Below are 24,735 nucleotides of genomic sequence, written 5' to 3' on the forward strand. Positions count from 1 at the left end.
TTCGCTTATCCTTTGGGCGATGAGTCTCCTCGGCTGCGCCTGCGGAGTCTCAAGCTTCCGCTGTCTCCCTCAGGAGTCTTACATCTTGCTCTTCAATCAACAGGGGGAACTATGATTTACGCTTTGTTGGAAGATCCAAATTCGCGCATTTTGCCTTTTACTGTATCTTTGATTGCGTCGCGAGCAGGCCCTAGGTATTTACGAGGATCGTACTCTTCTGTTTTTGCAGCAAGTGTTTCACGAACTGCTTTTGCAGATGCAATTTGGTTTTCTGTGTTTACGTTGATTTTAGCAGTCCCAAAAGAGATTGCTTTTTGGATGTCATGCGTAGGGATTCCAGTTCCACCGTGTAATACTAGAGGAACACCAGCACGGTTGTTGATGTCTTCCATCTCTTTGAAGCCAAGGTTCGGTTCACCTTTGTAAGGACCATGTACGGAACCTAAAGCTGGAGCTAGGCAATCAATACCTGTGCGCTTTACTAGCTCTTCACACTCTTGTGGATCAGCATAGATTACGCCATCAGCGATAACGTCATCTTCTTGTCCACCAACTACCCCAAGCTCTGCCTCAACAGAAACTCCGTGGAAGTGCGCTAATTCTACAACTTTAGAAGTTGTTTCAATGTTCTCCTCAAATGGATGGTGAGAAGCATCGATCATTACAGAAGTAAATCCAGCGTGGATCGCTTTTGCACAAGATTCATAGCTTGAACCATGGTCTAAGTGAATCGCTACAGGTACAGTCACACCGTACTCTTCCATTAACGCTTTAACTAATGCTACGATTGTTTTGAAGCCACCCATATAACGAGCCGCACCTTCAGAAACACCTAGGATAACTGGTGAATTCTCCTCCTGTGCCGCTTGTAGAATCGCTTGTGTGAACTCTAGGTTGTTCAGGTTGAACTGACCTACTGCATAGCCTTCTGCATTTGCTTTTTTCAGCATTTCTGTCATGGAAACTAAAGGCATAATAACATCCTCCTTCGTATTATATTCACTCCGAAAAGTTTTTCCCGTTTGTAAAATATCACCCATAATAAAAATAGCTTGACCAAATGGAAAACCAGTTATGTATAGGTGAGGAACAAAGTCAAAACTTGACGGTTGATTTTTATCCAACACCTAGCATATCAACTATGAAGAAAAACGGCAACTGTTGTAGCATGCCGTTTCCCCATGTAAGCGATAACACCTTAAATGTTTTAATATTCAGTTAGATTTTTTGCGTTTCAGACCGAATGACGCGGCATATTTTTGCGTACCGCATCTCTGATTTCGTCAATATCGAATGGTTTGGCAAAATGAGTGATCGCTCCGAGATCCTTGGATTCTTGAATCATATCCAGCTCCCCATAAGCGGTCATGATGATGACTTGGATATCGGAATTGATCGCTTTTAGCCTCTTTAAAATCTCAATTCCGTCCATCCCGGGGATCTTCATGTCTAACAATACTAAGTCCGGTGAATGCTTTTCTACGATATCTAATGCTTGGTAACCGTTCGCTGCCTGAAACGTTTGATAACCTTCCTTCTGGAACACTTCATTCAACAAGATCCGTATCCCATACTGGTCATCCACAATCAGTAATTTTTGACCCACCACTACACCCCATTTCTAAATATAATCAATCCGTTTCCATCCACCCACCTAATTCTACTATAATAGTCTTATTTCCTCCTTTTTCGACCGGGAAATTTTTTGGTAGTGAGAAAATTTTCAAAAGGGGTCAGACCCCGGCAGGACTTTCCCCCTTGACATAGAAGGCCCCGGCCGACTTGATTGGTGTCGAAATTTGTAGGAATAAGAGGAACGAAAAGGGGTCAGACCCCCCTAGGATTTTTGCCCTTCATGTCGTACTGCCTTCTTTTTGTTGGTTTTTTGGGGAATGGTAATAGTGATATTTCAGGTAATTTATTTGGTGATGGAGTGTGATGGTTAGGATGTTGAAGATTTTTACGACGCAGTTGCAGGGTGTGTTTAATAGAATTGGTTCGAGTGAGGAGTTTGCCTTTGAGGATGCGGCTAGGTTACTCGCTCAGGCGGCTGTCGGGGACGGACGCATTTATGTCCATGGAGTGAAGGAAATGAAAGCGATCGAGGCGGAGGCTACAGTGGGAGCTGAGCCGCTTGTAGGGGCTCAACTTTTATCAGACCTGGACAGCTATCACGATCTCACCGATACAGATCGTGCGTTGATTGTGTCCCGTTTTTCGACAGATGAAGAAGCAATCAATACGGCAAAGGCATTGAAGGAGCTTGGCATTGAGATTGTCGGAATTTCGACAGTGGTTGATGCTACAGAATCGGCAGAAGCTGAAACCTTGGAAAATTTGGCCGATGTACATATCGACATGAAACTGAAGAAGCCTTTGATCCCTGGAGATGATGGGGATAGATTCGGTTTTCCGTCCAGCATGGTGGCCCTATATGTCTACCATGGGCTGGCATTCACATTGAAAGAGATACTGGAAGAACAGGAGTAGTCGGAGGCATTTGAATATCATTAAATAACAAAAACCATGCAGTATCCGCTTAATCCGACAGAAAATGAAAATCCCCTCTCGTTTAAAGGGTTTTCCAATTTTTTATCGAAAAAATCCTTTATTGTTATTTTTCATGGGAGGTTTGATGCGTGTTGTATCAGAATTTAGTAATCGAGAAAGCTTCGACGGAAACTGGTCCGTCCATATTGGACTTGCTCAAGAGCCGGGCTAGCCATTTGAAGAGCAAGGGATCTAAGCAATGGAGCTTCCTCCTCACCGGGCTTGAGGATGCCGAAATTTTAGAGCTCGTTTCAAAGGGGTACTTTTACAAGGTGCTCTACCAATCAAACAATCAGAGCATGGGCGTAGCAAGTCCTCTTGTGGCCACCTTTATGCTATCAGCACAACAGGAGGAGTGGGATATTCACCTCTGGGGACAAGAGGAATCCCCCGATACCGTCTATTTACACAAATTGGCCGTCTCACTGGACCATAAAGGCGAGGGGCTTGGTGATCAGCTATTGGACTGGATCAAGCAACATATACAGAAGCGTGGGTATACAAAGATCCGGTTGGACTGTGTGGCAGACAGCGAGAAGTTAAAGGATTTTTATGAGAAGAATGGTTTCGTACTACTAGATATGGTGGATAAGCACTGTTTGTACGAGTGGCAACCAAGTGTTCGCCCTGCTAATATCGTTGGAGGTTCGTGATGGAAAGTGAAAAATGCGATGTAGCGTCCAAAAATGGTGTGAAGGAAAAGCAATCAGAAGTGATCGATGGGTACACGATAAAATACCATGCAAACGGAAAGACAATGTGGTCAAAGGGTAAAATGATGGATGATCAACCAGAGGGCTACTGGGAGTGGTATCGTGCCGATGGGACCATCAAGCGGTCCGGGTATTTCGAGAAGGGCGAACCTGTTGGGGAATGGATCACCTATGATGGCAAAGGTGAAAAATACAAAACTACGAATCGGAATAAAAAATAAAAATCACATAAAAAAAGCTCAGAGCATTAGAACTCTGGGCTTTCAGTTTGTAGACTAAGCTTAAAATATGAAATTCTCTAGTTGATCGCAGTGGAAGGAGCGAAGACTCCTGCGGGAGGAAAGGACATGGAAGACCCCGCAGGGCGTAGCCCGAGGAGGCTTCCGGACTGCCCGCGGAAAGCGAAGCTCCTGCAACGAAGATCAACTCTTCCAACAGATAACCAAACTAGTTTATAGTTTCTCAACAATCTGAAAAGCTCAGAGCATTAGAACTCTGAGCTTTTTGTATGTCTATAAAATTACGCCATTACCTCGGCATTTTTCAAAGATGCTGCCACAAAGTCGCGGAATAGCGGTTGTGGGCGGTTTGGTCTGGAAGAGAATTCTGGGTGGAATTGGGATGCAAGGAACCATGGGTGGTCTTTAATCTCAATTACTTCTACCAGGCGGCCGTCAGGGCTTGTACCGGAGAAGATGAATCCGTACTCTTCCATTTGTTGACGATATTGGTTGTTGAACTCATAGCGGTGACGGTGGCGCTCATAGACCACTTCGTCTGCGTAAGCTTTTTGTACCAAGGAATCGTCGTTCAACTTACAAGGGTATAGTCCTAGGCGCAATGTTCCGCCAAGGTCCTCGATGTCTTTTTGCTCTGGTAAAAGGTCGATGACTGGATATGGCGTTTCCGGGTTAAGTTCAGCGGAATGCGCGCCTTCAAATCCAAGAACGTTACGCGCAAACTCGACAGAAGCAAGCTGCATGCCAAGGCAAATACCGAAGAATGGCACCTTGTTCTCACGCGCATAGCGGATCGCTTCTATTTTCCCTTCCACTCCACGGTCGCCGAAACCACCTGGTACAAGGATTCCGTCCGCACTGTTCAATAGCTCTTCCACATTCTCAGCAGTTACTTCTTCGGAGTTGATCCAGTTGATTTTCACATCTGCATCGTACTCATAACCAGCATGACGCAACGCTTCTGCAACAGATAGGTAAGCATCCTGAAGCTCCACATATTTTCCGACAAGGGCGATTGTCGTTTTCTTGGAAAGGTTTTTCACCTTGTTCACAAGTGCCGTCCATTCGGTCATGTCTGCCTGCCCTTTTGTCTCAAGCTTCAGATGGTCCACCACGATGTTGTCCATGTTTTGCGCCTGATAAGCTAGTGGCACTTCGTAAAGCGTGTCGGCATCGATGGATTCGATGACTGCCTTCTCGTCGATATCACAGAATAATGCAATCTTGTCTTTCATGTCTTGGGAGATCGGCATTTCTGAACGCAATACGATGATGTTTGGCTGGATACCGAGTCCGCGAAGTTCTTTTACACTGTGCTGTGTAGGCTTTGTTTTCAACTCGCCTGCCACACGGATATAAGGAACAAGCGTACAGTGGATGTACATGACGTTGTCACGACCTATGTCACTCTTGATTTGGCGGATTGCCTCTAAGTATGGAAGTGACTCGATGTCCCCAACCGTTCCGCCGATTTCTGTGATGACTACGTCTGCATTTGTCTCACGGCCAGCACGGAACACGCGCTCTTTGATTTCGTTTGTGATGTGTGGGATAACTTGAACCGTTCCGCCCAAGTAATCGCCGCGGCGCTCTTTCTTCAGGACAGTGGAATAGATTTTCCCTGTTGTCACGTTGGAATACTTGTTCAGGTTGATGTCGATGAAACGCTCATAGTGACCTAAGTCCAAATCTGTTTCCGCACCGTCACCTGTCACGAATACCTCACCATGCTGATAAGGACTCATCGTACCTGGGTCCACGTTGATATATGGATCAAATTTCTGGATCGTCACGTCCAATCCGCGATTTTTTAACAATCTGCCTAAAGATGCAGCAGTAATCCCTTTACCTAGAGATGACACAACGCCACCTGTTACGAAAATATACTTTGTCATGCTGTCTCCCCCTCGAAATAATTTTATTTAAAAACAGTAATAAGTAACGAACATGCTTCTTGAGAGGCATTTAACATTTTTATCATTAGTTAAAAACACGAAATTCATTTATTAAAAAGGCTCTTTTCTCAAAGATTGTTGCTATTCACTAGTAAAAAGTCGGCAATTGGACTTTTTACAACTTGGATACTCTCGATATGCATATAAATTGTGTTCCAGCAAAAAGAGCACGACAGTAAGTAATATTACGGATGGTTTAAAAATACGTAATAGCAACAAAGTTTACGAAAACAGCCATTAAAAAATGAAGCTGCCCCTAATTTCTCAGGTACAGCATATGGATGTTTATTCACTAATAAAATAAAAAACGCCCCACTTGCCAGCATTTGCAGCAAGGGGAGCGTGTATATGTTTAACAAATCATACGTGTCCTTTTTTAAGGAGCCCAAAAAAGATTCTACCTAGTACAGGGTGAAAAGTCAAGGACTGAAATCAACTTACGAATTTTCACTCTTCTTCCCCTTAATCATGAAATTTGACGATAAAAGGAGCGAAATGCCGATAAAAATATAGGCCGTAGCTATCGAGCTGCTCGGCACAAGGACAAAGTAGTCCAGCATCTCAAACCTGATAAAAAACCCAAAAATGAAAAAAAGAAATCCAATCCAATACGTCACTTTCCCTAACGTCGTATGTTTTTTCACCATACCCCCCCTCTTCGGTTACTTTTTCCTTTTCTACGCATCAAAAAGGAAAATGTTCCCACTGTTGGTGGATTCAATAAAAAACACTCCCCGCGTTTTGTCCCGGGGAGTGTTTACTAGTAGTGATTAAAGGTTTTCTTCCTCGTCCTCATCCACTTCTTCTTCCTCATCGTCTTCAAGTTCGTACTCGTCGTCTTCGATCAGGTCTTCTTCAAACTCTTCGTCATCATCTTCGTCTGCATCATCATCATCATCATCATCGGCATCGTCAAAGTCTTCCTCTTCGACTTCATCCTCTTCATAATCATCCAGATCATCGAATTCCAATTCTTCTTCATCCAACTCATCGAATTCGTCCGCATCGATATCGTCCTCATCTGCGGCCTTCTTCTTCTTTTTGGATTTCGCTTTAACCTGAGGAGTTGTTTCTTCTTCTATTTGATCATAAGGATACCATGCACGAAGTCCCCATTGGTTTTCTCCAATACAAATGAAACGGCCGTCAATGTTCAGGTCTGTATAGAACTGAGACAACTTGCCTTTAAGATCTTCATCTGTAAAACCGGTGATTTTCTTGATCTCCGTAATTAGTTCGCCAAAAGTCACAGACTGCTTCTGTTCGTTAAATAAAGCAGTAGCGATTTCGATCAATGACATCTCTTGCACTTCTTCTGCCGTTAAATGGTTTAATGCCAATGTCTGCACATCCTTTCTATATATGTAAAAAGACAATATTCATAGCAATTCCTAGAAAAATCCATACCACTCATTATAAACAAAATACCAATGTTTAATCCAGCATAAAATAAATCTTTCCCTCAAAAAAATGAAAAACGTATAAAAAAGAGAAAAAAACAACAAAGGGGGGTCAGACCCCCAAAGGTATTTCTTTCTCCACGTCGAATTCTATATGGTTTATGTTTTTGTTGTTACATATTCCGTCTAAATTGGCCGCCGACTTCGTAGAGGGCTGTGGTGATTTGGCCGAGGCTTGCGACCCGGACGGTTTCCATCAATTCTTCGAAGATGTTGCCGCCGCTGATTGCCACTTGCTTCAGCCTGCTCAAAGCCTCTTCCACTTCCGCGGCATTCCGCTCCTGGAACGCTGCAAGGTTTCGGATCTGCGTTTGCTTCTCCTCTTCTGTGGAGCGTGCAAGCTCGATATCATTTAGATCGTCTTCAGAAGGCGGATTAGGATTTTTATACGTGTTCACCCCGATGATTGGAAGCTCTCCCGTATGCTTTTTCATCTCATAATACATGGATTCATCCTGGATCTTCCCACGCTGATACTGCGTCTCCATCGCACCAAGCACGCCACCGCGGTCATTCAGGCGTTCAAACTCTTGCAGCACCATTTCTTCCACAAGATCTGTCAGCTCTTCCACCACAAAGGCACCTTGTAATGGATTCTCATTTTTCGCCAATCCGTGTTCTTTTGTGATGATCATTTGAATCGCCATTGCACGGCGCACAGATTCTTCTGTCGGCGTCGTTATTGCCTCATCATATGCATTCGTATGCAACGAATTACAGTTGTCCTGAAGCGCCATCAAGGCCTGCAGCGTCGTACGGATATCGTTAAAGTCGATTTCCTGGGCATGCAAGGAACGACCGGACGTCTGAATATGATACTTCAGCTTCTGACTGCGCTCATTGGCACCATATTTATTTTTCATGACCGTTGCCCAGATACGGCGTGCCACGCGACCGATCACCGTGTACTCTGCATCCAATCCGTTACTGAAGAAGAATGACAGGTTCGGAGCAAAGTCATCAATCTTCATGCCACGACTCAAGTAATATTCGACATAGGTGAAGCCGTTGGCAAGCGTGAACGCTAATTGGGTGATCGGATTCGCACCCGCTTCAGCAATATGGTAACCAGAAATCGAAACCGAATAGTAGTTGCGCACTTTTTTATCGATAAAGTACTGCTGGATATCCCCCATCACACGAAGCGCAAACTCGGTCGAAAAAATGCACGTATTCTGGCCTTGGTCTTCTTTTAATATATCCGCCTGCACCGTTCCGCGCACCGTCTGCATGGTCACAGCACGAACTTCCGCAAACTCTTCCACCGATAACACACGGCCAAGTTCCTCTTCACGCTTTTGCACCTGCTGATCGATTGCCGTGTTCATGAACATCGCCAAAATAACAGGTGCCGGACCGTTGATCGTCATTGAAACGGATGTGCTTGGCGCACACAGATCAAAGCCTGCATATAACTTTTTCATGTCATCAAGGGTACAGATGCTCACGCCGCTGTTCCCGACTTTTCCGTAAATGTCCGGACGTTCTGCCGGATCTTCTCCGTATAATGTAACCGAGTCGAACGCCGTACTCAAGCGCTTCGCATCGTCATCCTTACTTAAATAATGGAAGCGGCGGTTTGTACGCTCAGGCGTTCCTTCTCCTGCAAATTGGCGCTTCGGATCTTCACCCTCACGTTTGAACGGGAACACACCGGACGTATAAGGGAATTCCCCAGGGACGTTCTCGCGGTACACCCACTTCAAAATCTCCCCATAGTCCACATACTTCGGCAGGACCACTTTCGGGATCTTCAAACCGGACAAAGTCTTTGTAGTAAGCTTTGTGATGAGTTCTTTGTCGCGGATTTTTGTGACAAACTGGTCACCGGAATATTTCTTTTTCTTCTCTTCCCAGCCTGCTAAAATTTTGCGTGAATCACTAGTCAATTTTTCCTCGTACTCACGGCGAAGCTCGGCAAGCGAAGCCACTAGCTCCTCGTTTCCAACTCCACTGGCAGCTTCCATCGCCCCATCCAACTGGAACAATTTCCGTGCCAACTCGACTTGCTCAGCAGCCATTTTATGATAATTGCGGACCGTGTCACTGATCTCACGCAAATAATAGCGACGGTCATTCGGAATGATCACATTCTGTTTTTCCACATCTTTGGACGTCGGCAGGCTGCTAGCATAAGAAGAACCCGTCTTCTCATTCATTAACTCAAGCAACGCGGCAAAAAGCGTGTTCGTGCCCAAGTCATTGAACTGACTCGCAATCGTGCCATATACCGGCATTTCATCAAGCTCTTTATCCCATAAAAGACGGCTGCGTTGGTACTGCTTTTGTACCTGGCGCTTCGCATCCTCAGAACCTTTGCGCTCAAATTTATTGATGACAATCAGGTCTGCATAATCGATCATATCGATTTTTTCCAATTGAGATGGCGCACCGAACTCACTTGTCATCACATACATCGAGATGTCGCAGATCTCTGTTATCCCTGCATCCCCCTGCCCGATTCCACTCGTCTCGACGATGATCAAGTCAAAACCTGCCGCCTTCGTCACAGCAATCGCATCTTGGATCGCCAAGGAAAGCTCGGAACGAGAACCACGGGTTGCAAGCGAACGCATATAAACACGCGGGTTAAAAATGGCGTTCATGCGGATGCGGTCTCCAAGCAATGCGCCACCTGTCTTCTGCTTCGTCGGATCGATGGACAAGATCGCCACCTTCTTATCCGGTACTTCATTGATAAATCTACGGATCAGTTCATCGGTAAGCGAGCTTTTCCCCGCACCACCTGTACCAGTAATCCCAAGAACCGGCACGGTTTTCTGCTTTTCTTTTACCTTCGCAAGGGCTGTTTGGGCCGTTGCCGCCACCTCTTCATCCGAAGTCACCTGCAGTTCGGATAAGGTAATCAGTTTGGCAATCGCCTGATGATTATCGGCATCCAGGCGCTCCACTTCATCGCCAAGGGATTTGACCGTCATAAAGTCACAATCCTTCAGCATCGAGTTGATCATGCCTTGCAGTCCATGCTCCCTGCCGTCCTCCGGCGAAAAGATGCGAGCGATCCCGTATGCATGCAGTTCTTTTATTTCACTAGGAATGATGACCCCGCCGCCACCGCCGTAAATGCGGATGTGAGAGGCACCTTTTTCCTTCAGCAAATCATACATGTATTTAAAATACTCGACATGTCCGCCCTGATAGGAGGAAATCGCGATTCCCTGCACATCCTCCTGGATCGCCGCGTTTACGATCTCTTCCACGGAACGGTTGTGGCCAAGGTGGATGACCTCGGCACCGCTCGCCTGGATGATGCGGCGCATGATGTTGATCGAGGCGTCATGCCCGTCAAATAGACTTGAAGCTGTCACAAAACGAATATGGTTAGTTGGACGATATACTTCCATGTTTCACATTCTCCCCCTTTGTAATTCCGTGCACTAAAAGTTCAATCTGGCCCTCGATATAGGTATCCAGCTCAAAGTGCCTGTGCAGCACCCAGCGCCGGAATCCCCACATCTGGCCCTGTACGAAAATGTTATGGGCAACCAATTGAATCTGCTGTTCTTTCATTTCGATGTCCTCTGCTGTCATGCAGTTACGGATGACCTGCTCAAACATGGCCACCATCGCAAGCTCCTTGTTCAGCACGTAAGGAAGCGCATCTTTTGATAACGATTTTGCCTCCTGATACATGACAAGGACCTCATCCTGCATTTCATCCATCACCCGAAAATAGTACCGGATCGCGGACTTCAAGCTCTCCAGGTTCCCCCGCTTCATGTCGAGCTCCTGCTGCAGGCGCTCGCCCACCTGGTCATAAATCCGGTCGCAGACGAGGTAAAGGACATCTTCCTTCGTTCTGATATATTCATAGAGTGTGCCGATGCTGAAACCGGCCTCTTTCGCAATTTCCCTTGTTGTCGTGCGGTGGAAGCCCTTCTCTTTAAAAAGGCTCACCGCCCCCTTGATCATCTGGTCGCGGCGCTTCTCGATCAGCCGCTCGTCTTTTACGGATGCATGTACTTGACGTTTTTTCATCATCCTGTCCGTCACCTACTTACTTAGTAAGCATTCTGGAGATTACGAGACGTTGTATTTCTTGTGTTCCTTCATAAATTTGCGTAATTTTCGCATCCCTCATATAGCGCTCCACCGGATAGTCCTTCGTATAACCGTAGCCACCGAATACCTGAACCGCCTCGGTTGTCACCTTCATCGCCGTGTCTCCAGCGAAAAGTTTGGACATCGCAGACTCCAAGCCATAGCTCAAGCCCTCGGACTCTCTCCAAGCTGCCTGGTAGGTGAGTAGTCTTGAAGCTTCCACCGTTGTCGCCATATCTGCCAGTTTAAAAGAAACACCCTGCTGCGCTGCGATCGGCTTGCCGAACTGAACGCGCTCTTTGGCATATGCAACGGCCGCATCAAGTGCACCTTGCGCAATCCCGACAGCCTGTGCAGCAATCCCGTTACGTCCGCCATCAAGCGTCGTCATCGCAACTTTGAAACCTTCACCCTCTGCTCCAAGCATGTTTTCTACCGGCACGCGGCAGTCTTCGAAAATGATTTCTGTCGTCGGTGAAGAACGAATGCCCAGCTTTTGTTCTTTTTTCCCAACGCTGAAGCCCGGGAAATCCGCTTCCACGATGAATGCACTCGTTCCTTTATGCTTGCTGGACGGATCTGTCACCGCAAACACCACATAGATGTCAGCGATTCCACCGTTTGTGATGAAAATTTTTGAACCGTTCAGGACATAATGGTCGCCGTCTAGCTTTGCCGTTGTACGCATTCCACCCGCATCAGATCCGGATCCTGGTTCTGTCAGCCCATATCCGCCAATGCTCGTTCCTTGTGCAAGTGGCACCAAGTATTTCTGCTTCTGCTCTTCTGTTCCGTACTTGTAGATCGGCCAGCTCGCAAGTGATGTGTGCGCGGAAAGGGTTACCCCTGTGGAAGCACATACTCGGGATAATTCCTCTACAGCGATGCAATAAGCCAGGTAGTCACTGCCGATTCCGCCGTACTCCTCTGGAAACGGGATTCCCGTCAAACCAAGGTCCGCCATCTTTTTGAAAATATCCATATCAAAGCGCTCTTCCTCGTCACGCTCGGCTGCTGTCGGTTCCACTTCGTTCTTGGCAAAATCACGGACCATTTTGCGAATCATTTCATGCTCTTCAGAAAGTAAAAAGTTCATATTTTTCATCCCCCGATGATTTAGTTTTTTAGACGCCGTTGCTTTCTGCACCAGGCACCGGGTTTCGCTTATCGCGGGGCCGGGCACGGCGGTTGGTATGGTTTAGTGGTCAATTTTACGACTTTTTCTCGTTTTTTTGCTATTTTAAGTGCACTTGAAAACCGTTCGGACATTTGAAAAGGGCTTTCGGACACTTTTGATGTTCTTTTGGAGGTGATTCGGACAAACTATGAACGTGATCGGACAACTTTGGTGGTGTGTTTGGACCATTGAAAAATCGGTTTGGACAATCTCGTGGAATCTTTGGACAACTTTGCGAAAACTTCGGACAAGAATCGAAAAACTTTGGACAACTTCCGCAAATCTTCGGACATTCCTACATTCCTTTTGAAGTCACCTAAAATCACCATCGCAGACCCCGCTCCAATTCATCCAACCTCAATCAATTCACCAAATGCTTCCCTATCACCATTCTCTGAATCTCGCTCGTACCCTCATAGATCTCACAAACCTTCGCGTCACGGAAATAGCGCTCAACCGGATAATCCTTCGTGTAGCCGTAGCCACCGAACACCTGGACCGCCTCGATCGCCACGTTCATTGCCGTCTGTGATGCGAAAAGTTTTGCCATGGAGGCTTCCTTACCGCAAGGCTTGCCTAATGCCCGCAGGTTTGCCGCGCGGTACGTCAACAATCTCGCACCTTCAACAGAAGTCGCCATGTCTGCCAGTTTAAAAGAAACACCCTGCTGTGCAGCGATTGGCTTACCGAACTGAACGCGTTCTTTTGCATAGGCTGTTGCCGCCTGCACTGCCGCTTCTGCTATCCCAAGGGACTGTGCCGCGATCCCGATTCGGCCAACGTCAAGGTTGGCCATGGCAATTTTGAAGCCTTCCCCTTCTTCGCCTAAAAGATTTTCCGCAGGAACCTTCGCATCTTCAAACGTCAGCTGGACCGTTTTGGAGCCGTGCAAGCCCATCTTGTGCTCATCTTTTCCGATGACAAATCCCGGAGTATCCTTTTCCACGATGAATGCGGAAACCCCCTTAGATCCAAGCTCCGGATTGGTGGATGCAAAGACGATGTACGTGTCTGCTTGCCCGCCGTTTGTGATGAATACCTTCGCGCCGTTCAGCACATAGTGGTCACCCTGTTTTACTGCACGCGTCTTGAGGCTCCCTGCATCAGATCCCGCACTCGGCTCCGTCAAACAGAACGCGCCAAGGTACTCGCCGGAAGCAAGCTTTGTGACATATTTCTGTTTTTGTTCCTCTGTGCCAAAATAAAGAATCGGATTCGTTCCGACTGACGTGTGCACGGAAAGGATCACTCCTACTGTTGCGCTCACGCGGGAAAGCTCATTGATCGCGATGATGTAGGAAGGAAAGTCCATTCCCGCTCCGCCGTACTCTTCCGGGATTGTCATTCCCATCAAGCCAAGGTCCGCCATTTTCTTCAATATTTCACGAGGGAATTCGCCCTCTTCCATTTTTTCCACGAAAGGTGCAATTTCTGTTTCCGCGAAATCGCGCACCATTTTCCGGACCATTTCCTGCTCTTCTGTAAAACGTAAATTCATGCCATTCGTCCCCTCTCCTGCTGTCTGAAAAAATTCCCCTTTGTCCTCTAGGCTACTGAAAAAGTAGTTAATTTTAGTAGTTGGATAAATACCACTGTTGATTTCCGCAAGTAGATTCGCTTATCTAGAGGGCGACCTTGAGCCTCCTCGGGCTATGCCCTGCGGGTCTCAACATTGTTGCTACTCCCCCGCAGGAGTCTTCGTATTTGCTCCAATCCACAGCTGGAAATTATCAATCGCTAAAAGTTTTCCGTTTTCCAGTGACCTCTTGCCATCAAGCCCCTATTACGTCTCGTACGTATAAAATCCTCGGCCCGTCTTGCGGCCCAGCCAGCCAGCTTTCACATATTTTCTTAGCAATGGACATGGACGATATTTGTCATCCCCAAAGCCTTCATGCAAGGTTTCCATGATGTACAGGCAAGTGTCGAGTCCGATAAAATCGGCAAGTGTCAAAGGCCCCATCGGATGGTTCATGCCAAGCTTCATTACTTCATCGATTGCCTCCGGCGTTGCTACACCTTCGTAAACGGTGAAAATTGCCTCGTTGATCATTGGCATCAACACACGGTTGGATACGAATCCTGGGAAGTCGTTCACTTCCACCGGCACTTTGGAAAGCTTTTTCGTCATATCTTCAATCGCACCGTATACTTCGTCTGCTGTTTGCAAGCCGCGAATGATTTCGACAAGCTTCATGACAGGAACCGGGTTCATGAAGTGCATCCCAATTACCTTTTCAGGTCTGCCCGTTGCTGCCGCAATCTCTGTGATAGGAAGCGAAGATGTATTTGTCGCTAAAATCGTGTGAGCTGGAGCGTGCTGGTCAAGTTCTGCGAAAATCTTCTTTTTGATGTCCATGTTTTCGACTGCCGCTTCAATGACGATGTCGACATGCTTCGCATCTTCAAGGGCGGTCGTCGTTTGCAGGCGACCCAATACGGTGGTTTTCTCGTCCTCCGTCATGCGGCCTTTGTCCACGGATCTGCTTAAATTTTTCGTGATGCCCGCAAACCCGCGGTCCAAAAATTCCTGCTTCAAATCGTTCATATATACGTCATAGCCGGCCATCGCACAAACCTGCGCGATCCCTGAGCCCATCTGCCCTGCGCCGATCACCATTACTTTTTGAATTGTCATGTTCAATTTCCTCCTAAAAAATTTCTGCTTATACTTGGATCAAAATTGCATCGCCCTGACCGCCACCTGAGCAGATGGAGGCAATCCCAAGTCCACCACCGCGACGCTTCAGCTCATGGATCAGCGAAACGATGATACGTGCTCCACTTGCTCCGATCGGATGTCCAAGTGCTACTGCACCGCCGTTTACATTCACTTTCTCCAGATCAAGCCCTGCAAGATTTGCAGATGCCAACGCAACCGCCGCGAAGGCTTCGTTAATTTCAAAAAGATCGATGTCTTCAAGCTTTGTTCCTGTTTTCTTTAAAAGTTCCGTGATGACAAGTCCCGGAGTCTTCGGGAAATCCTTTGCTTCCACTGCGATGGAGGCATGACCAAGGATGGTCGCAAGCACTTCCTTCCCTTCTTTTTCCGCACGATCTTCGCTCATCAGCACAAGTGCACTAGCTCCGTCATTCACGCCTGGTGCATTTCCTGCTGTGATAGTCCCGTCATGGTCGAATGCCGGTCGCAAGCTCGCGAGTTTTTCAATGGATGTATCTTTACGCGGAGACTCATCCTTACTCACGACAATTTGGTCCCCTTTTCGCTGTGGTACGGAAACTGGGACGATTTCTGCATCAAAAGTGCCCTTTTCTGTTGCTTCAATGGCGCGCTGGTGACTCCTATATGCCCATGCATCCTGGTCTTCTCGAGTGATTTCCATTTCGTTTGCCACGCTGTTTCCATATGTCCCCATGTGCACGCCTGTGAAGGTACAAGTTAAGCCGTCATGGACCATCAAGTCCTGCACGGTGCTGTCGCCCATACGAAGGCCCCATCTTGCTTTTGGTAGCATATATGGTGCGTTGCTCATGGATTCCATTCCGCCCGCTACGATGACCTCTTCTTCACCGGAGCGGATGAGGATGTCGCCGAGTGTGACACTGCGCATGCCGGATGCGCATACTTTGTTGATGGTTTCCGTGCGTACTTCCCATGGGAGGCCGGCTTTTTGGGAAGCTTGCCTTGATGGAAGCTGGCCTTGGCCGCCTTGAAGGACGGTTCCCATGATGACTTCGCCTACTTGGTCACCTGATACGCTTGCTCTTGATAAAGCTTCTTTGATGGCGACAGCGCCAAGGTCTGAGGCTGATAGGGTGCTTAGTCCTCCTGCAAATCGGCCGATTGGTGTACGAACTCCGCTAACGATTACTGTTTTTCCCATGGTTGATTTCCTCCTTTTTATTTTTAAAAATTCGCTTTGACTCCCAGTTGCTTTGCGTTCCAGGTGTTCGCTTTCCTAGTGGCGGTGCTTAAGCCTCCTCACAACGCTTCAGGGGTATTCCCTGTCCCTTCCTCCCGTAGGAGTCTCACCCCCTACACTCCAATCAATAAGGGGAAATCCCGCAAACACTTTGTTACCGCTTACAATTAATCTGTTTTAAAAACTGAACGACCGCTCAGTTTGGATGAAAAGCATATGGTGCACGCAGCAAACTACGTACACCTTTTATGCTTGGATCTATTATTCTATTAAGATACTAATTCTCTTTTTTCGCCGATGACAGAGCGCTCAAGCAGTTCTGCGACGTCATATGTGCCGACATTTTCTTCTACTTCCTTCGCTTTCGTGCCGTCGGAAAGCATCGTCAGGCAGTATGGACAGCCGGAGCTGATGACGCTTGGTGCGACTTCGAGTGCTTGTTCGGTACGGGCGACGTTGACGCGTGTGCCTGTATCCTCTTCCATCCACATGAGTCCTCCACCAGCTCCACAGCACATTCCCGTTTCGCGGCTGCGGTTCATTTCGACCACTTTTACACCTGGGATGGCTTTCAGGATGTCACGAGGCGGCTCGTATACTTCGTTGTATCTTCCGAGGTAGCAAGAATCGTGATACGTGATGGTTTCTTTCACCTCGTGTACTGGTGTGAGTTTGCCTTCTTTCACAAGATCCGCCAACACTTCTGTATGGTGGTAAACTTCGGCTTCGAGTCCGAAATCAGGGTACTCGTTTTTGAAAATGTTATAAGCATGCGGGTCGATCGTGACGATTTTTTTGACTTCGTTTTTCTCGAATTCCGCGATGTTGCTTGTTGCAAGCTCCTGGAATAGGAATTCGTTTCCTAGACGGCGCGGCGTATCTCCGGAGTTCTTCTCCTTGTTGCCGAGAATCGCGAATTTCACGCCGGCTTCATTCAGTAATTTTGCAAAAGAGATGGCGATCTTCTGGGAGCGATTATCGAAAGATCCCATGGACCCTACCCAGAACAGATACTCGAACTCATCGCCTGCTTTTTTCATTTCTTTTACGGTTGGAATGCTTACCTCTGGTGCTGCTTCGCGCCAGTTTTCGCGCTCTTTGCGGTTCAGGCCCCAAGGATTTCCTTGGCGTTCGATGTTGGTCATCGCACGCTGTGCATCGGCATCCATTTTTCCTTCTGTAAGGACCAGGTAACGGCGTAGGTCGATGATTTTATCGACATGCTCGTTCATTACCGGACATTGGTCCTCACAGTTACGACAGGTCGTACATGCCCAGATCTCTTCTTCTGTGATGACATCGCCGATCAGGCTCGGGCTGTATTCAATCGTTGCCGCGCTTTCTTGTGCACCTTTCCCGGCAGCCGCCATGGCAAGCTGATTTCCTTGTGTGTTATTGAACGCATAAGTTGGTACCCAAGGGGATTTGGACGTGATGGCCGCTCCCTTGTCCGTCAGGTGATCACGGATTTTAACGATCAAATCCATCGGTGAAAGCATTTTTCCTGTGCCTGTAGCCGGACACATGTTGGTACAGCGGCCACATTCGACACATGCGTACATATCGATCAATTGGTATTGGGTGAAGTCTTCCACTTTCCCCACACCGAATGTTTCTTGTGTTTCGTCTTCAAAATCGATCTTTTCCAGTTTCCCAGCGTTGGTTGTACGGTGGAAAAATACATTCGCTGGCCCTGCAATTAAATGCGCATGCTTGGATTGCGGCACGTAGACCAAGAATGTTAATAGGAATAACAGATGGATCCACCAGCCGACATAGAATAATGCAATGGCAGCCGTTTCGTTGATCCAGCTGAACATTAGTGCGAATAAGGATGCCACCGGCTCACTCCATGTCAAACCATGGTCATGCCAGATGAGTCCCATTCCGTTTGAAAATAGTACGGACAGCATCAGTCCCCCGATAAATAATAGGACAAGCCCAGACTTGAAGCCTCTTTTCAAGCGAACTAATTTTTCCACATAACGACGATGGAAGGCCCATACCACCGCTACTAGAATCATCAAGGTTACAAGCTCTTGGAAAAATGTAAAGGCCGGATACAATGGTCCAAGCGGTAAATGCGCATTTGGAGCAAGTCCTTTGATGATCAGGTCAATGGCCCCCAGTTGCACCATGATGAATCCGTAGAAGAACATAACGTGGATGATTCCACTTTTCTTATCCTTCAATAATTTTTTCTGGCCAAAAACATTGACCCAGACTTTCTCTAATCGTTCTTTTACTTTATTGTCGAATTCAACTTTTTTACCAAGCTTGATGAATTGAATCCTTGTTCTGATCAAGTAAACAAATAGCGATACTGCGTAAGCGGTTACAATTATCGTTAAAATCCAATTGGCGATCAATAAACCGTTACTCACATCTCTCCACTCCTTTCGTGTCCCCTTTTACTGTCGGCCGTTTGCGTGTTTTTTGTTACGAAAGAGCCTCAATGTTTGGAAAGAATATAATTTTCAGAACTTTAGTAATTTACCTTTATCTTATAACTGAATGAGCATTCAGTCAACACATTTAGTTGAAATTCTGTGGCTTATTTTCAAGGAATGTGGGTATGGGTAATTAGTTATAGGATAAGATTGCCGTTTTACGTAAAAACTAAATGGACGTGTAAGCGGGAGGGATAAGCATGGAAGCAGTTTTGTATGTGTTATTGGCAATCGGAATATTTATCGCTTGGCTGGCGATTGATTTGCATTTAGGACGAAAGAAGCATTTGAAAGAGGAAAAAAGATTGAAGTTCCCAAAAAGACAGGGTGACATCCTCCTTTATTCCGATGGAAACCTGCTTTATAAAGATTTGTTTCATGATATGCGCAACGCCAGCCATCATATTCACTCTCTTTTTTACATGGTCCGCAACGACCATGCAAGTGAAGAGTTTTTATCAATTTTAAAGGAAAAGGCAGATCAAGGCATTGAAGTGCGGCTGCTTCTTGATTATTTTGGTTCGTTTGATGTAAAAAAAGACACAGTGAAAGAATTGAAATCACATGGCATTGAAGTGGAATTCCATCATAGGCCTGCATTTCCGTTTTTCTTTTTCAGTATCAATCAACGTAACCATCGGAAAATTACGGTGGTGGATGGAAAAATCGGATATGTTGGCGGTTTTAATATTGGAAAGGAATATCTGGGACAGGATCCGAAGTTCGGCGTGTGGCGGGACTATCATCTGAAACTTGAAGGTGAGGGTGTACAGGACCTACAATCACAGTTCCTCCAAAACTGGGAAGAGGCCGGGGACGTTCCTTCCCGTGAGTGGGGAGATGCTTACTACCCCGTTGCCACATCAGGGCCGATTACCCACGAGCTTGTACCGACCAATGGCAGTAAATTAACCGAAACGTTTGTCACCCTTATGCAACGGGCGGAGAAATCGATCATTATTTGCACCCCTTATTTCATTCCAAGTGATCGGTTGTTGGATGAGCTTCTGGCTGCGCTCGGTCGCGGTGTAAAAGTCACGATCCTTGTTCCCGCAAAAGCTGATCATCCACTTGTCATGGATGCAGCCTTTCCTTACTTTAAAGAAATCATTCCTGCCGGTGCGGAAGTATACCGGTTTTATCTTGGTTTTTATCATGCAAAGATCATGGTCATTGATGATCACACCTGTGATATCGGAACAGCAAATTTTGATAAGAGAAGTCTATTTTTAAATAATGAAATTAACTGTTTGATATTTGATAAGGAATTCGTCCAAAGAACGGTTGAGGAGATTCACAAGGACATTCATAATTCGGAAAAGCTGACGCTTGAGTTTATTCAGAAACGTTCATTTATGGATAAAAGTCGGGAACAGCTCTCTAAGTTCCTTTCTCCGTTGATGTGATTTTTTTGAAAGGAGACGCTTGTTTCATGAGGATTCGTTTTGGATTTGTATCACAGTCTTGGACGCTCTGGGAGGCCTCCCCTGCCAGGGCGTTGACATATACACGTTATAAAAAGATGTCTGCTGATGAGGGAAGGGATAAGCTGCTTTCGGTGACCCGTGAAAATTTGAAGAACACGCTACGTACCATCTATTTCTGCATCGCCCATGAAATCCAAGTATTCCGTTTCTCCTCCTCCATTGTCCCGCTTGCCACCCATCCGGATGTGAAGTGGGATTTTGTCAGTGAGTTTGAAAAGGAGTTCAAGGAGATCGGGGATTTAGTGAAGCGCTATGGGATGCGTTCGAGCTTTCATCCCAATCAGTTTACACTGTTCACGAGCGATAAGCCGCATATCACGGAGAATGCAGTGATTGATATGGTCTACCATTACGAGATGCTGAAGGCGATGGGCTTGGAGGATGAGGGCACCATCAATATCCACATAGGTGGGGCGTATGGAAATAAGGAGCAAGCGGTGGAACGATTCCGTGAAAATATTGTGGCGCTTCCTGATGAGGTCCGGGCGAGGATGACGCTTGAGAATGATGATAAGACCTATACAACGGAGGAGACCTTGGTGCTGTGCGAGGAGCTTGGGATCCCACTTGCGTTCGATTACCATCATGAATACGCCAATCCGAGTTCTGTATCATGGGAGGAGTTGCTGCCACGGGTGTATGCGACGTGGAAGGATATCGGCATCATTCCAAAGATACATATCTCCTCCCCTATTTCGGAGAAGAAATTGCGGCACCATGCGGACTATGTGAATCTGCAGTTTCTGATGGAGTTTTTGAAAGTCGTTGTTGGCTTAGGGGAAGATGTCGATTTTATGGTAGAAGCAAAAAGGAAAGATGAAGCAGCACTGCAGCTGTGCGAAGACATCGGAAAAATCCGAGGGGTGAAGCGGATTAGCGGTGGTGCGGTGGAGTGGTAAAGGGATAAAAGGGGTCTGACCCTCAGCGCTTTAAAGCGGTGAGGGTCAGACCCCTTTTTGATCTTTTTTAGTTGCCTGATTGAAAGATCGGAGCCACCCAAGTAAATAGGCGGTAACCGAGGTAGATGCCGACGATTCCTACGATTCCGGAGAATACGGGTGGTGCTGGGATTGGCAGGCGGAATAGGGCAAAGAGGAATCCTACGACCATGCCTGTTGCAAGTGCGAGTAAGCTTTCTTTCATTGTTGAAAACTCCCTTGTTGTTTTTGTCTTATGTTAGTTATTTTGGCCAAAAGAAAGCTCTCTACTCTAAAATCAGGTAGAGAGCTTTATGGGATTACATCTTCTCAGGTGCAGAAACCCCGATCAGCTTAAGTGCATCCTGCAGCGTGGTCTGAACGGCTTTCATCAAACCGAGACGCGCTCTGGATTTTTCTTGGTTGTCAGGATCCAATACTTTTTCCGCGTTGTAGAAGCTGTGCAATGCGGATGCCAGTTCGAATGTGTAGTTCGTGATACGGTGAGGGATGCGTTTTTCTGCCGCTTCCGCTACCGCAAGTGGGTATTCCCCTAGCTTTTTCAAAAGGTCGATCTCTTTTTCAGAAGAGATGTGTTCAAGCGCGAAGTCCCCTTCTAAGCTTAAGCCTTGTTCTTCTCCTTGGCGAAGCATGCTGCAAATACGTGCGTGCGCGTATTGTGCGTAGAATACCGGGTTCTCGTTGGACTGTGATACGGCAAGGTCCATGTCGAAGTCAAGATGCGTATCGCCTGAACGCATAGCAAAGAAGTAACGTACTGCATCCAAGCCCACTTCTTCCATCAAGTCACGCATCGTCACCGCTTTACCGGTACGCTTGCTCATTTTCATTTTTTCACCGTTTTGGAAAAGGTGAACAAGTTGGATGATTTCCACTTCCAGTGCGTCTTTTCCGTAACCTAATGCTTCGATTGCCGCCTTCATACGAGGGATATAGCCGTGGTGGTCTGCTCCCCAGATGTTGATCAGCTTGTCATGACCACGCTTCAGTTTATCCTGATGGTAGGCGATGTCCGGCGTCAGATAGGTGTAAGAGCCGTCATTTTTAATTAATACACGGTTTTTGTCATCGCCAAATTCTGTGGAGCGGAACCATGTCGCTCCTTCTTCTTCATAGATGTGGCCCTGTTCGCGAAGGGTAGATAGTGCCTCGTCGATTTTTCCGTTGTTGTATAGGGAAGTCTCGGAATACCATACGTCAAAACGAACGCGGAACTCTTCTAAGTCCTGTTGCAATTTTTTCATTTCGTATTTCAAGCCATATTCACGGAAAAAGCTGCGGCGATCCTCTTCTGATTCGTTGGCGAAACGGTCGCCGAACTCATCTGCGATTGCCTGCCCGATCCCGATGATGTCTTTTCCATGATAGCCATCTTCCGGCATTTCCATGTCATGACCAAGCGCTTGGAAGTAACGTGCCTCAACTGAAAGCGCCAAATTGTTGATTTGGTTACCAGCGTCATTGATGTAATATTCGCGTGTTACCTCGTAGCCTGCCTTGTCGAGTACATTACATAGGGAATCCCCCACTGCCGCGCCACGTGCATGTCCAAGGTGAAGGTCGCCTGTAGGGTTTGCAGAAACAAACTCGACATTGATCTTTTCACCGTTACCGACGTTGGAACGACCGTAGTTGGATCCCTCATTCAGGATCGTCGGGATTAGCTCTGTAAGGTAGGCATTATCCATGTAAAAGTTGATGAAGCCAGGCCCTGCGATATCAATCTTTTCAATGGAAGCTTTGGATTGGTCGAAATTCTTCACGATTTCTTCCGCAATCATGCGTGGCGCTTTTTTCGAAACACGTGCAAGCTGCATCGCCATATTGGTGGAGTAGTCCCCGTTTGCTTTATCTTTTGGTGTTTCCAGTACAACGTCCGGAATCTGTTCTTCTGTTGCCAAGCCTGCTTTCAGAACGGAAGCTTTAATCTCGGCTTTCAGGCGTTCTTGTACTTGTTCTACTATATTCATCTTGCCTGTTCCTCCTCGTAGTTGATTGTTATCAAGTATTGACCGGTTATTTGGTCTTGAACCTTCAATTTATAATCGAGCTGTAAACAGCCTCTTTTCTTTTCGGGATCCTTCATCATGACCACTTTTTCGGTTTCCGTTTCAAACTGGAAACCTGCGCCAACGCCCTGGTAGCTTCCTTCTGTCGTTTCACCGGCACGGAAGGATTGCAGCATGTTGATGTCACCTGAGCGCTTCAGGCGTACTTCTTTGTCCGTAATTTTATAAAAACAATCGACCTTCTCCTTCCCTTCGAGTTCCTCTGAGAAGACGATGTATTCTGATTCACCTTTTATGTAGTATTGACCATCTGCTCCAAACACAACAAATTCCCTGTCATTATCCGCATGTATTATTTCCGACTGGAACGTCACCTTTATCGGCATCTTTAAGTGATTTTGATTGTCAGCCATCTGGCCCCACATCCTTTTATCTATTACGCTTATTGGTTCGCGTCGATTTATCTATAACCTTCATAGTATAAAACAAGTAGTGGCGTGAGTTCAATAGAGGATATGGATTGGAAGGGAAAATTGATGGATTTTGGGAGGAGAAATGGTCTTCGGTCTGCTTTATGAGGGGAGACAATTTGGTTTGTGACGGGATTATGGGTGCTTGTGAAGGGATACTGAGGAGTTGAAATGGGATTATCACTCAGTATGACGGAATTCCACATTCTTATGAAGGGTTTAGATGAGAACTCAAGTATACTTCGCAAAATCCACCTTAAATACCCTTATGTTTAGCAAAAAACAACCCTATACCCCAAGCACTTTCGCGCTCAGAGAACAGGGCTGAATCACTAACTCTTATTTCACCCAACCTAAAATCATTTCACGGATCAGTTTGCTCGCTGTGTTGGCAGTCTGCTCGGACGGGTCATAGATTGGCGCAACTTCCACAAGGTCCGCTCCAACTACATTCACATCGGAGCCTGCGATTGCATGGATGGATGCAAGCAATTCACGGGATGTGATACCACCGCAATCCACTGTTCCTGTTCCAGGCGCATGTGCAGGATCAAGGACGTCGATGTCGATCGTTACGTAAACCGGACGGCCTGCAAGTGTCGGAAGGATTTCTTTTAATGGCTCAAGCACTTCGAATTTGGAGATGTGCATGCCCACTTCCTTCGCCCATTGAAATTCTTCCTTCATGCCGGAACGGATTCCGAATGAGTACACATTCGTCGGGCCGATCAGGTTTGCTGCTTTCTTGATCGGTGTGGAGTGGGAAAGCGGCTCGCCTTCATAGTCGTCACGAAGGTCTGTGTGAGCGTCCATGTGGATGATGGCAAGATCCGGATACTTTTTGTACATCGCCTTGATGACAGGCCAAGATACAAGATGCTCCCCTCCCATTCCAAGTGGGAACTTGTCTTTTTCTAAAAGTCCATCGATGTATTCTTCAATCATTTCGATGCTTTTTTGTGGGTTACCGAATGGCAATGGGATATCGCCGGCATCGAAATATTTTACTTCTTCTAGCTCGCGGTCGAGGTACGGGCTGTATTCTTCCAGTCCGATCGAAACTTCGCGGATACGGGATGGACCGAAGCGGGATCCCGGGCGGTAGCTGACGGTCCAGTCCATCGGCATGCCGTAGATTACTGCTTGGCTATCTTCAAAGCTTGGGTGGCTTTTAATAAATACGTTGCCTGAATATGCTTCATCAAAACGCATTGGGGGTTCCTCCTTTATCGAGGGTATGGTTTCGTGAAAAGAGTACTTACCTGGTTAACTCCCTGTTGATTTGCGTTCCGAGTGTTCGCTTTCCACGGGGCGGTGCTTGAGCCTCCTCGGCTTTGCCTG

Annotated in this window: 21 protein-coding genes; 5 read left to right on the top strand and 16 right to left on the bottom strand. The window is 46.7% G+C overall.

Annotated elements, in window-relative coordinates; translation table 11 throughout:
• Positions 1–116: 116 nt before the first annotated feature.
• Together MKY77_RS23885 and MKY77_RS23890 are read right to left on the bottom strand one after the other, a co-directional pair.
• A complete protein-coding gene (locus tag MKY77_RS23885; protein WP_064099593.1) occupies positions 117–974 on the bottom strand; it encodes a class II fructose-bisphosphate aldolase in 858 nt (285 codons plus the stop codon).
• Between the two features lie 260 nt (positions 975–1,234).
• Positions 1,235–1,609 (bottom strand): response regulator, encoded by a 375-nt coding sequence (locus MKY77_RS23890; RefSeq protein ID WP_237662771.1) that lies wholly within the window; start codon positions 1,607–1,609, stop codon positions 1,235–1,237.
• A gap of 338 nt (positions 1,610–1,947) precedes the next feature.
• Between MKY77_RS23890 and MKY77_RS23895 the strand changes: the two genes are divergently transcribed.
• The 3 genes from MKY77_RS23895 (at position 1,948) to MKY77_RS23905 (ending at position 3,484) form a co-directional block, all read left to right on the top strand.
• Complete coding sequence (locus MKY77_RS23895) at positions 1,948–2,490, top strand: DUF2529 domain-containing protein (RefSeq protein WP_339148082.1); 543 nt, start codon at positions 1,948–1,950, stop codon at positions 2,488–2,490.
• A 149-nt stretch (positions 2,491–2,639) separates the two neighbouring features.
• Positions 2,640–3,203 (top strand): GNAT family N-acetyltransferase, encoded by a 564-nt coding sequence (locus MKY77_RS23900; RefSeq protein WP_339148083.1) that lies wholly within the window; start codon positions 2,640–2,642, stop codon positions 3,201–3,203.
• Positions 3,203–3,484, top strand: a complete 282-nt coding sequence (locus tag MKY77_RS23905) for a hypothetical protein (RefSeq protein ID WP_339148084.1) — start codon at positions 3,203–3,205, stop codon at positions 3,482–3,484. Before MKY77_RS23900 ends, MKY77_RS23905 begins: the two co-directional genes overlap by 1 nt.
• 299 nt (positions 3,485–3,783) lie before the next feature.
• Here MKY77_RS23905 and MKY77_RS23910 read toward each other — a convergent pair whose 3' ends face one another.
• The 10 genes from MKY77_RS23910 to MKY77_RS23955 all read right to left on the bottom strand — a co-directional run bounded on the left by MKY77_RS23910 (position 3,784) and on the right by MKY77_RS23955 (position 18,424).
• Positions 3,784–5,397, bottom strand: a complete 1,614-nt coding sequence (locus MKY77_RS23910) for a CTP synthase (RefSeq protein ID WP_339148085.1) — start codon at positions 5,395–5,397, stop codon at positions 3,784–3,786.
• Between the two features lie 497 nt (positions 5,398–5,894).
• Complete coding sequence (locus tag MKY77_RS23915; protein WP_339148086.1) at positions 5,895–6,104, bottom strand: hypothetical protein; 210 nt, start codon at positions 6,102–6,104, stop codon at positions 5,895–5,897.
• Between the two features lie 123 nt (positions 6,105–6,227).
• Complete coding sequence (gene rpoE, locus MKY77_RS23920; protein ID WP_339148087.1) at positions 6,228–6,797, bottom strand: DNA-directed RNA polymerase subunit delta; 570 nt, start codon at positions 6,795–6,797, stop codon at positions 6,228–6,230.
• Positions 6,798–7,030: 233 nt separating this feature from the next.
• Complete coding sequence (gene icmF, locus MKY77_RS23925) at positions 7,031–10,282, bottom strand: fused isobutyryl-CoA mutase/GTPase IcmF (protein ID WP_339148088.1); 3,252 nt, start codon at positions 10,280–10,282, stop codon at positions 7,031–7,033.
• Positions 10,260–10,916 (bottom strand): TetR/AcrR family transcriptional regulator, encoded by a 657-nt coding sequence (locus tag MKY77_RS23930; protein WP_339149902.1) that lies wholly within the window; start codon positions 10,914–10,916, stop codon positions 10,260–10,262. Before MKY77_RS23930 ends, icmF begins: the two co-directional genes overlap by 23 nt.
• A gap of 19 nt (positions 10,917–10,935) precedes the next feature.
• Positions 10,936–12,075, bottom strand: a complete 1,140-nt coding sequence (locus MKY77_RS23935) for an acyl-CoA dehydrogenase (RefSeq protein ID WP_339148089.1) — start codon at positions 12,073–12,075, stop codon at positions 10,936–10,938.
• Between the two features lie 442 nt (positions 12,076–12,517).
• The gene (locus MKY77_RS23940; RefSeq protein ID WP_339148090.1) at positions 12,518–13,654 is read right to left on the bottom strand and encodes an acyl-CoA dehydrogenase; all 1,137 of its coding nucleotides are present in this window, start codon (positions 13,652–13,654) and stop codon (positions 12,518–12,520) included.
• A 285-nt stretch (positions 13,655–13,939) separates the two neighbouring features.
• Positions 13,940–14,794, bottom strand: coding sequence for a 3-hydroxybutyryl-CoA dehydrogenase (locus MKY77_RS23945; RefSeq protein WP_339148091.1), 855 nt, complete (start codon positions 14,792–14,794; stop codon positions 13,940–13,942).
• 28 nt (positions 14,795–14,822) lie between these two features.
• Complete coding sequence (locus tag MKY77_RS23950) at positions 14,823–16,001, bottom strand: acetyl-CoA C-acetyltransferase (RefSeq protein WP_339148092.1); 1,179 nt, start codon at positions 15,999–16,001, stop codon at positions 14,823–14,825.
• A gap of 308 nt (positions 16,002–16,309) precedes the next feature.
• Positions 16,310–18,424 carry a (Fe-S)-binding protein gene (locus tag MKY77_RS23955; RefSeq protein ID WP_339148093.1) on the bottom strand — a complete coding sequence of 705 codons (2,115 nt, stop codon included), beginning with the start codon at positions 18,422–18,424 and terminating at the stop codon, positions 16,310–16,312.
• Positions 18,425–18,690: 266 nt separating this feature from the next.
• Here MKY77_RS23955 and cls point away from each other — a divergent pair, with 266 nt between their 5' ends.
• Entirely contained in the window at positions 18,691–19,896 is a 1,206-nt protein-coding gene (gene cls, locus MKY77_RS23960) for a cardiolipin synthase (RefSeq protein ID WP_339148094.1), read from the top strand.
• A 26-nt stretch (positions 19,897–19,922) separates the two neighbouring features.
• A complete protein-coding gene (gene uvsE / locus MKY77_RS23965; RefSeq protein ID WP_339148095.1) occupies positions 19,923–20,876 on the top strand; it encodes a UV DNA damage repair endonuclease UvsE in 954 nt (317 codons plus the stop codon).
• 67 nt (positions 20,877–20,943) lie between these two features.
• Here the strand turns inward: uvsE and MKY77_RS23970 are convergent, their stop codons facing one another.
• From MKY77_RS23970 to speB, 4 genes are all read right to left on the bottom strand, one after another.
• A complete protein-coding gene (locus MKY77_RS23970) occupies positions 20,944–21,120 on the bottom strand; it encodes a DUF1427 family protein (RefSeq protein ID WP_339148096.1) in 177 nt (58 codons plus the stop codon).
• Between the two features lie 94 nt (positions 21,121–21,214).
• A complete protein-coding gene (argS, locus tag MKY77_RS23975; RefSeq protein WP_339148097.1) occupies positions 21,215–22,885 on the bottom strand; it encodes an arginine--tRNA ligase in 1,671 nt (556 codons plus the stop codon).
• Positions 22,882–23,337 carry a DUF1934 domain-containing protein gene (locus tag MKY77_RS23980; RefSeq protein ID WP_207556172.1) on the bottom strand — a complete coding sequence of 152 codons (456 nt, stop codon included), beginning with the start codon at positions 23,335–23,337 and terminating at the stop codon, positions 22,882–22,884. The genes argS and MKY77_RS23980 overlap by 4 nt, the downstream gene beginning before the upstream one ends.
• A gap of 396 nt (positions 23,338–23,733) precedes the next feature.
• Positions 23,734–24,606: an agmatinase gene (speB, locus tag MKY77_RS23985; RefSeq protein WP_237662757.1), complete on the bottom strand. Its 873-nt coding sequence runs from the start codon at positions 24,604–24,606 to the stop codon at positions 23,734–23,736.
• Between the last annotated feature and the right edge of the window lie 129 nt (positions 24,607–24,735).

Source organism: Sutcliffiella sp. FSL R7-0096 (assembly GCF_038595065.1).
Lineage (GTDB): Bacteria > Bacillota > Bacilli > Bacillales > Bacillaceae_I > Sutcliffiella_A.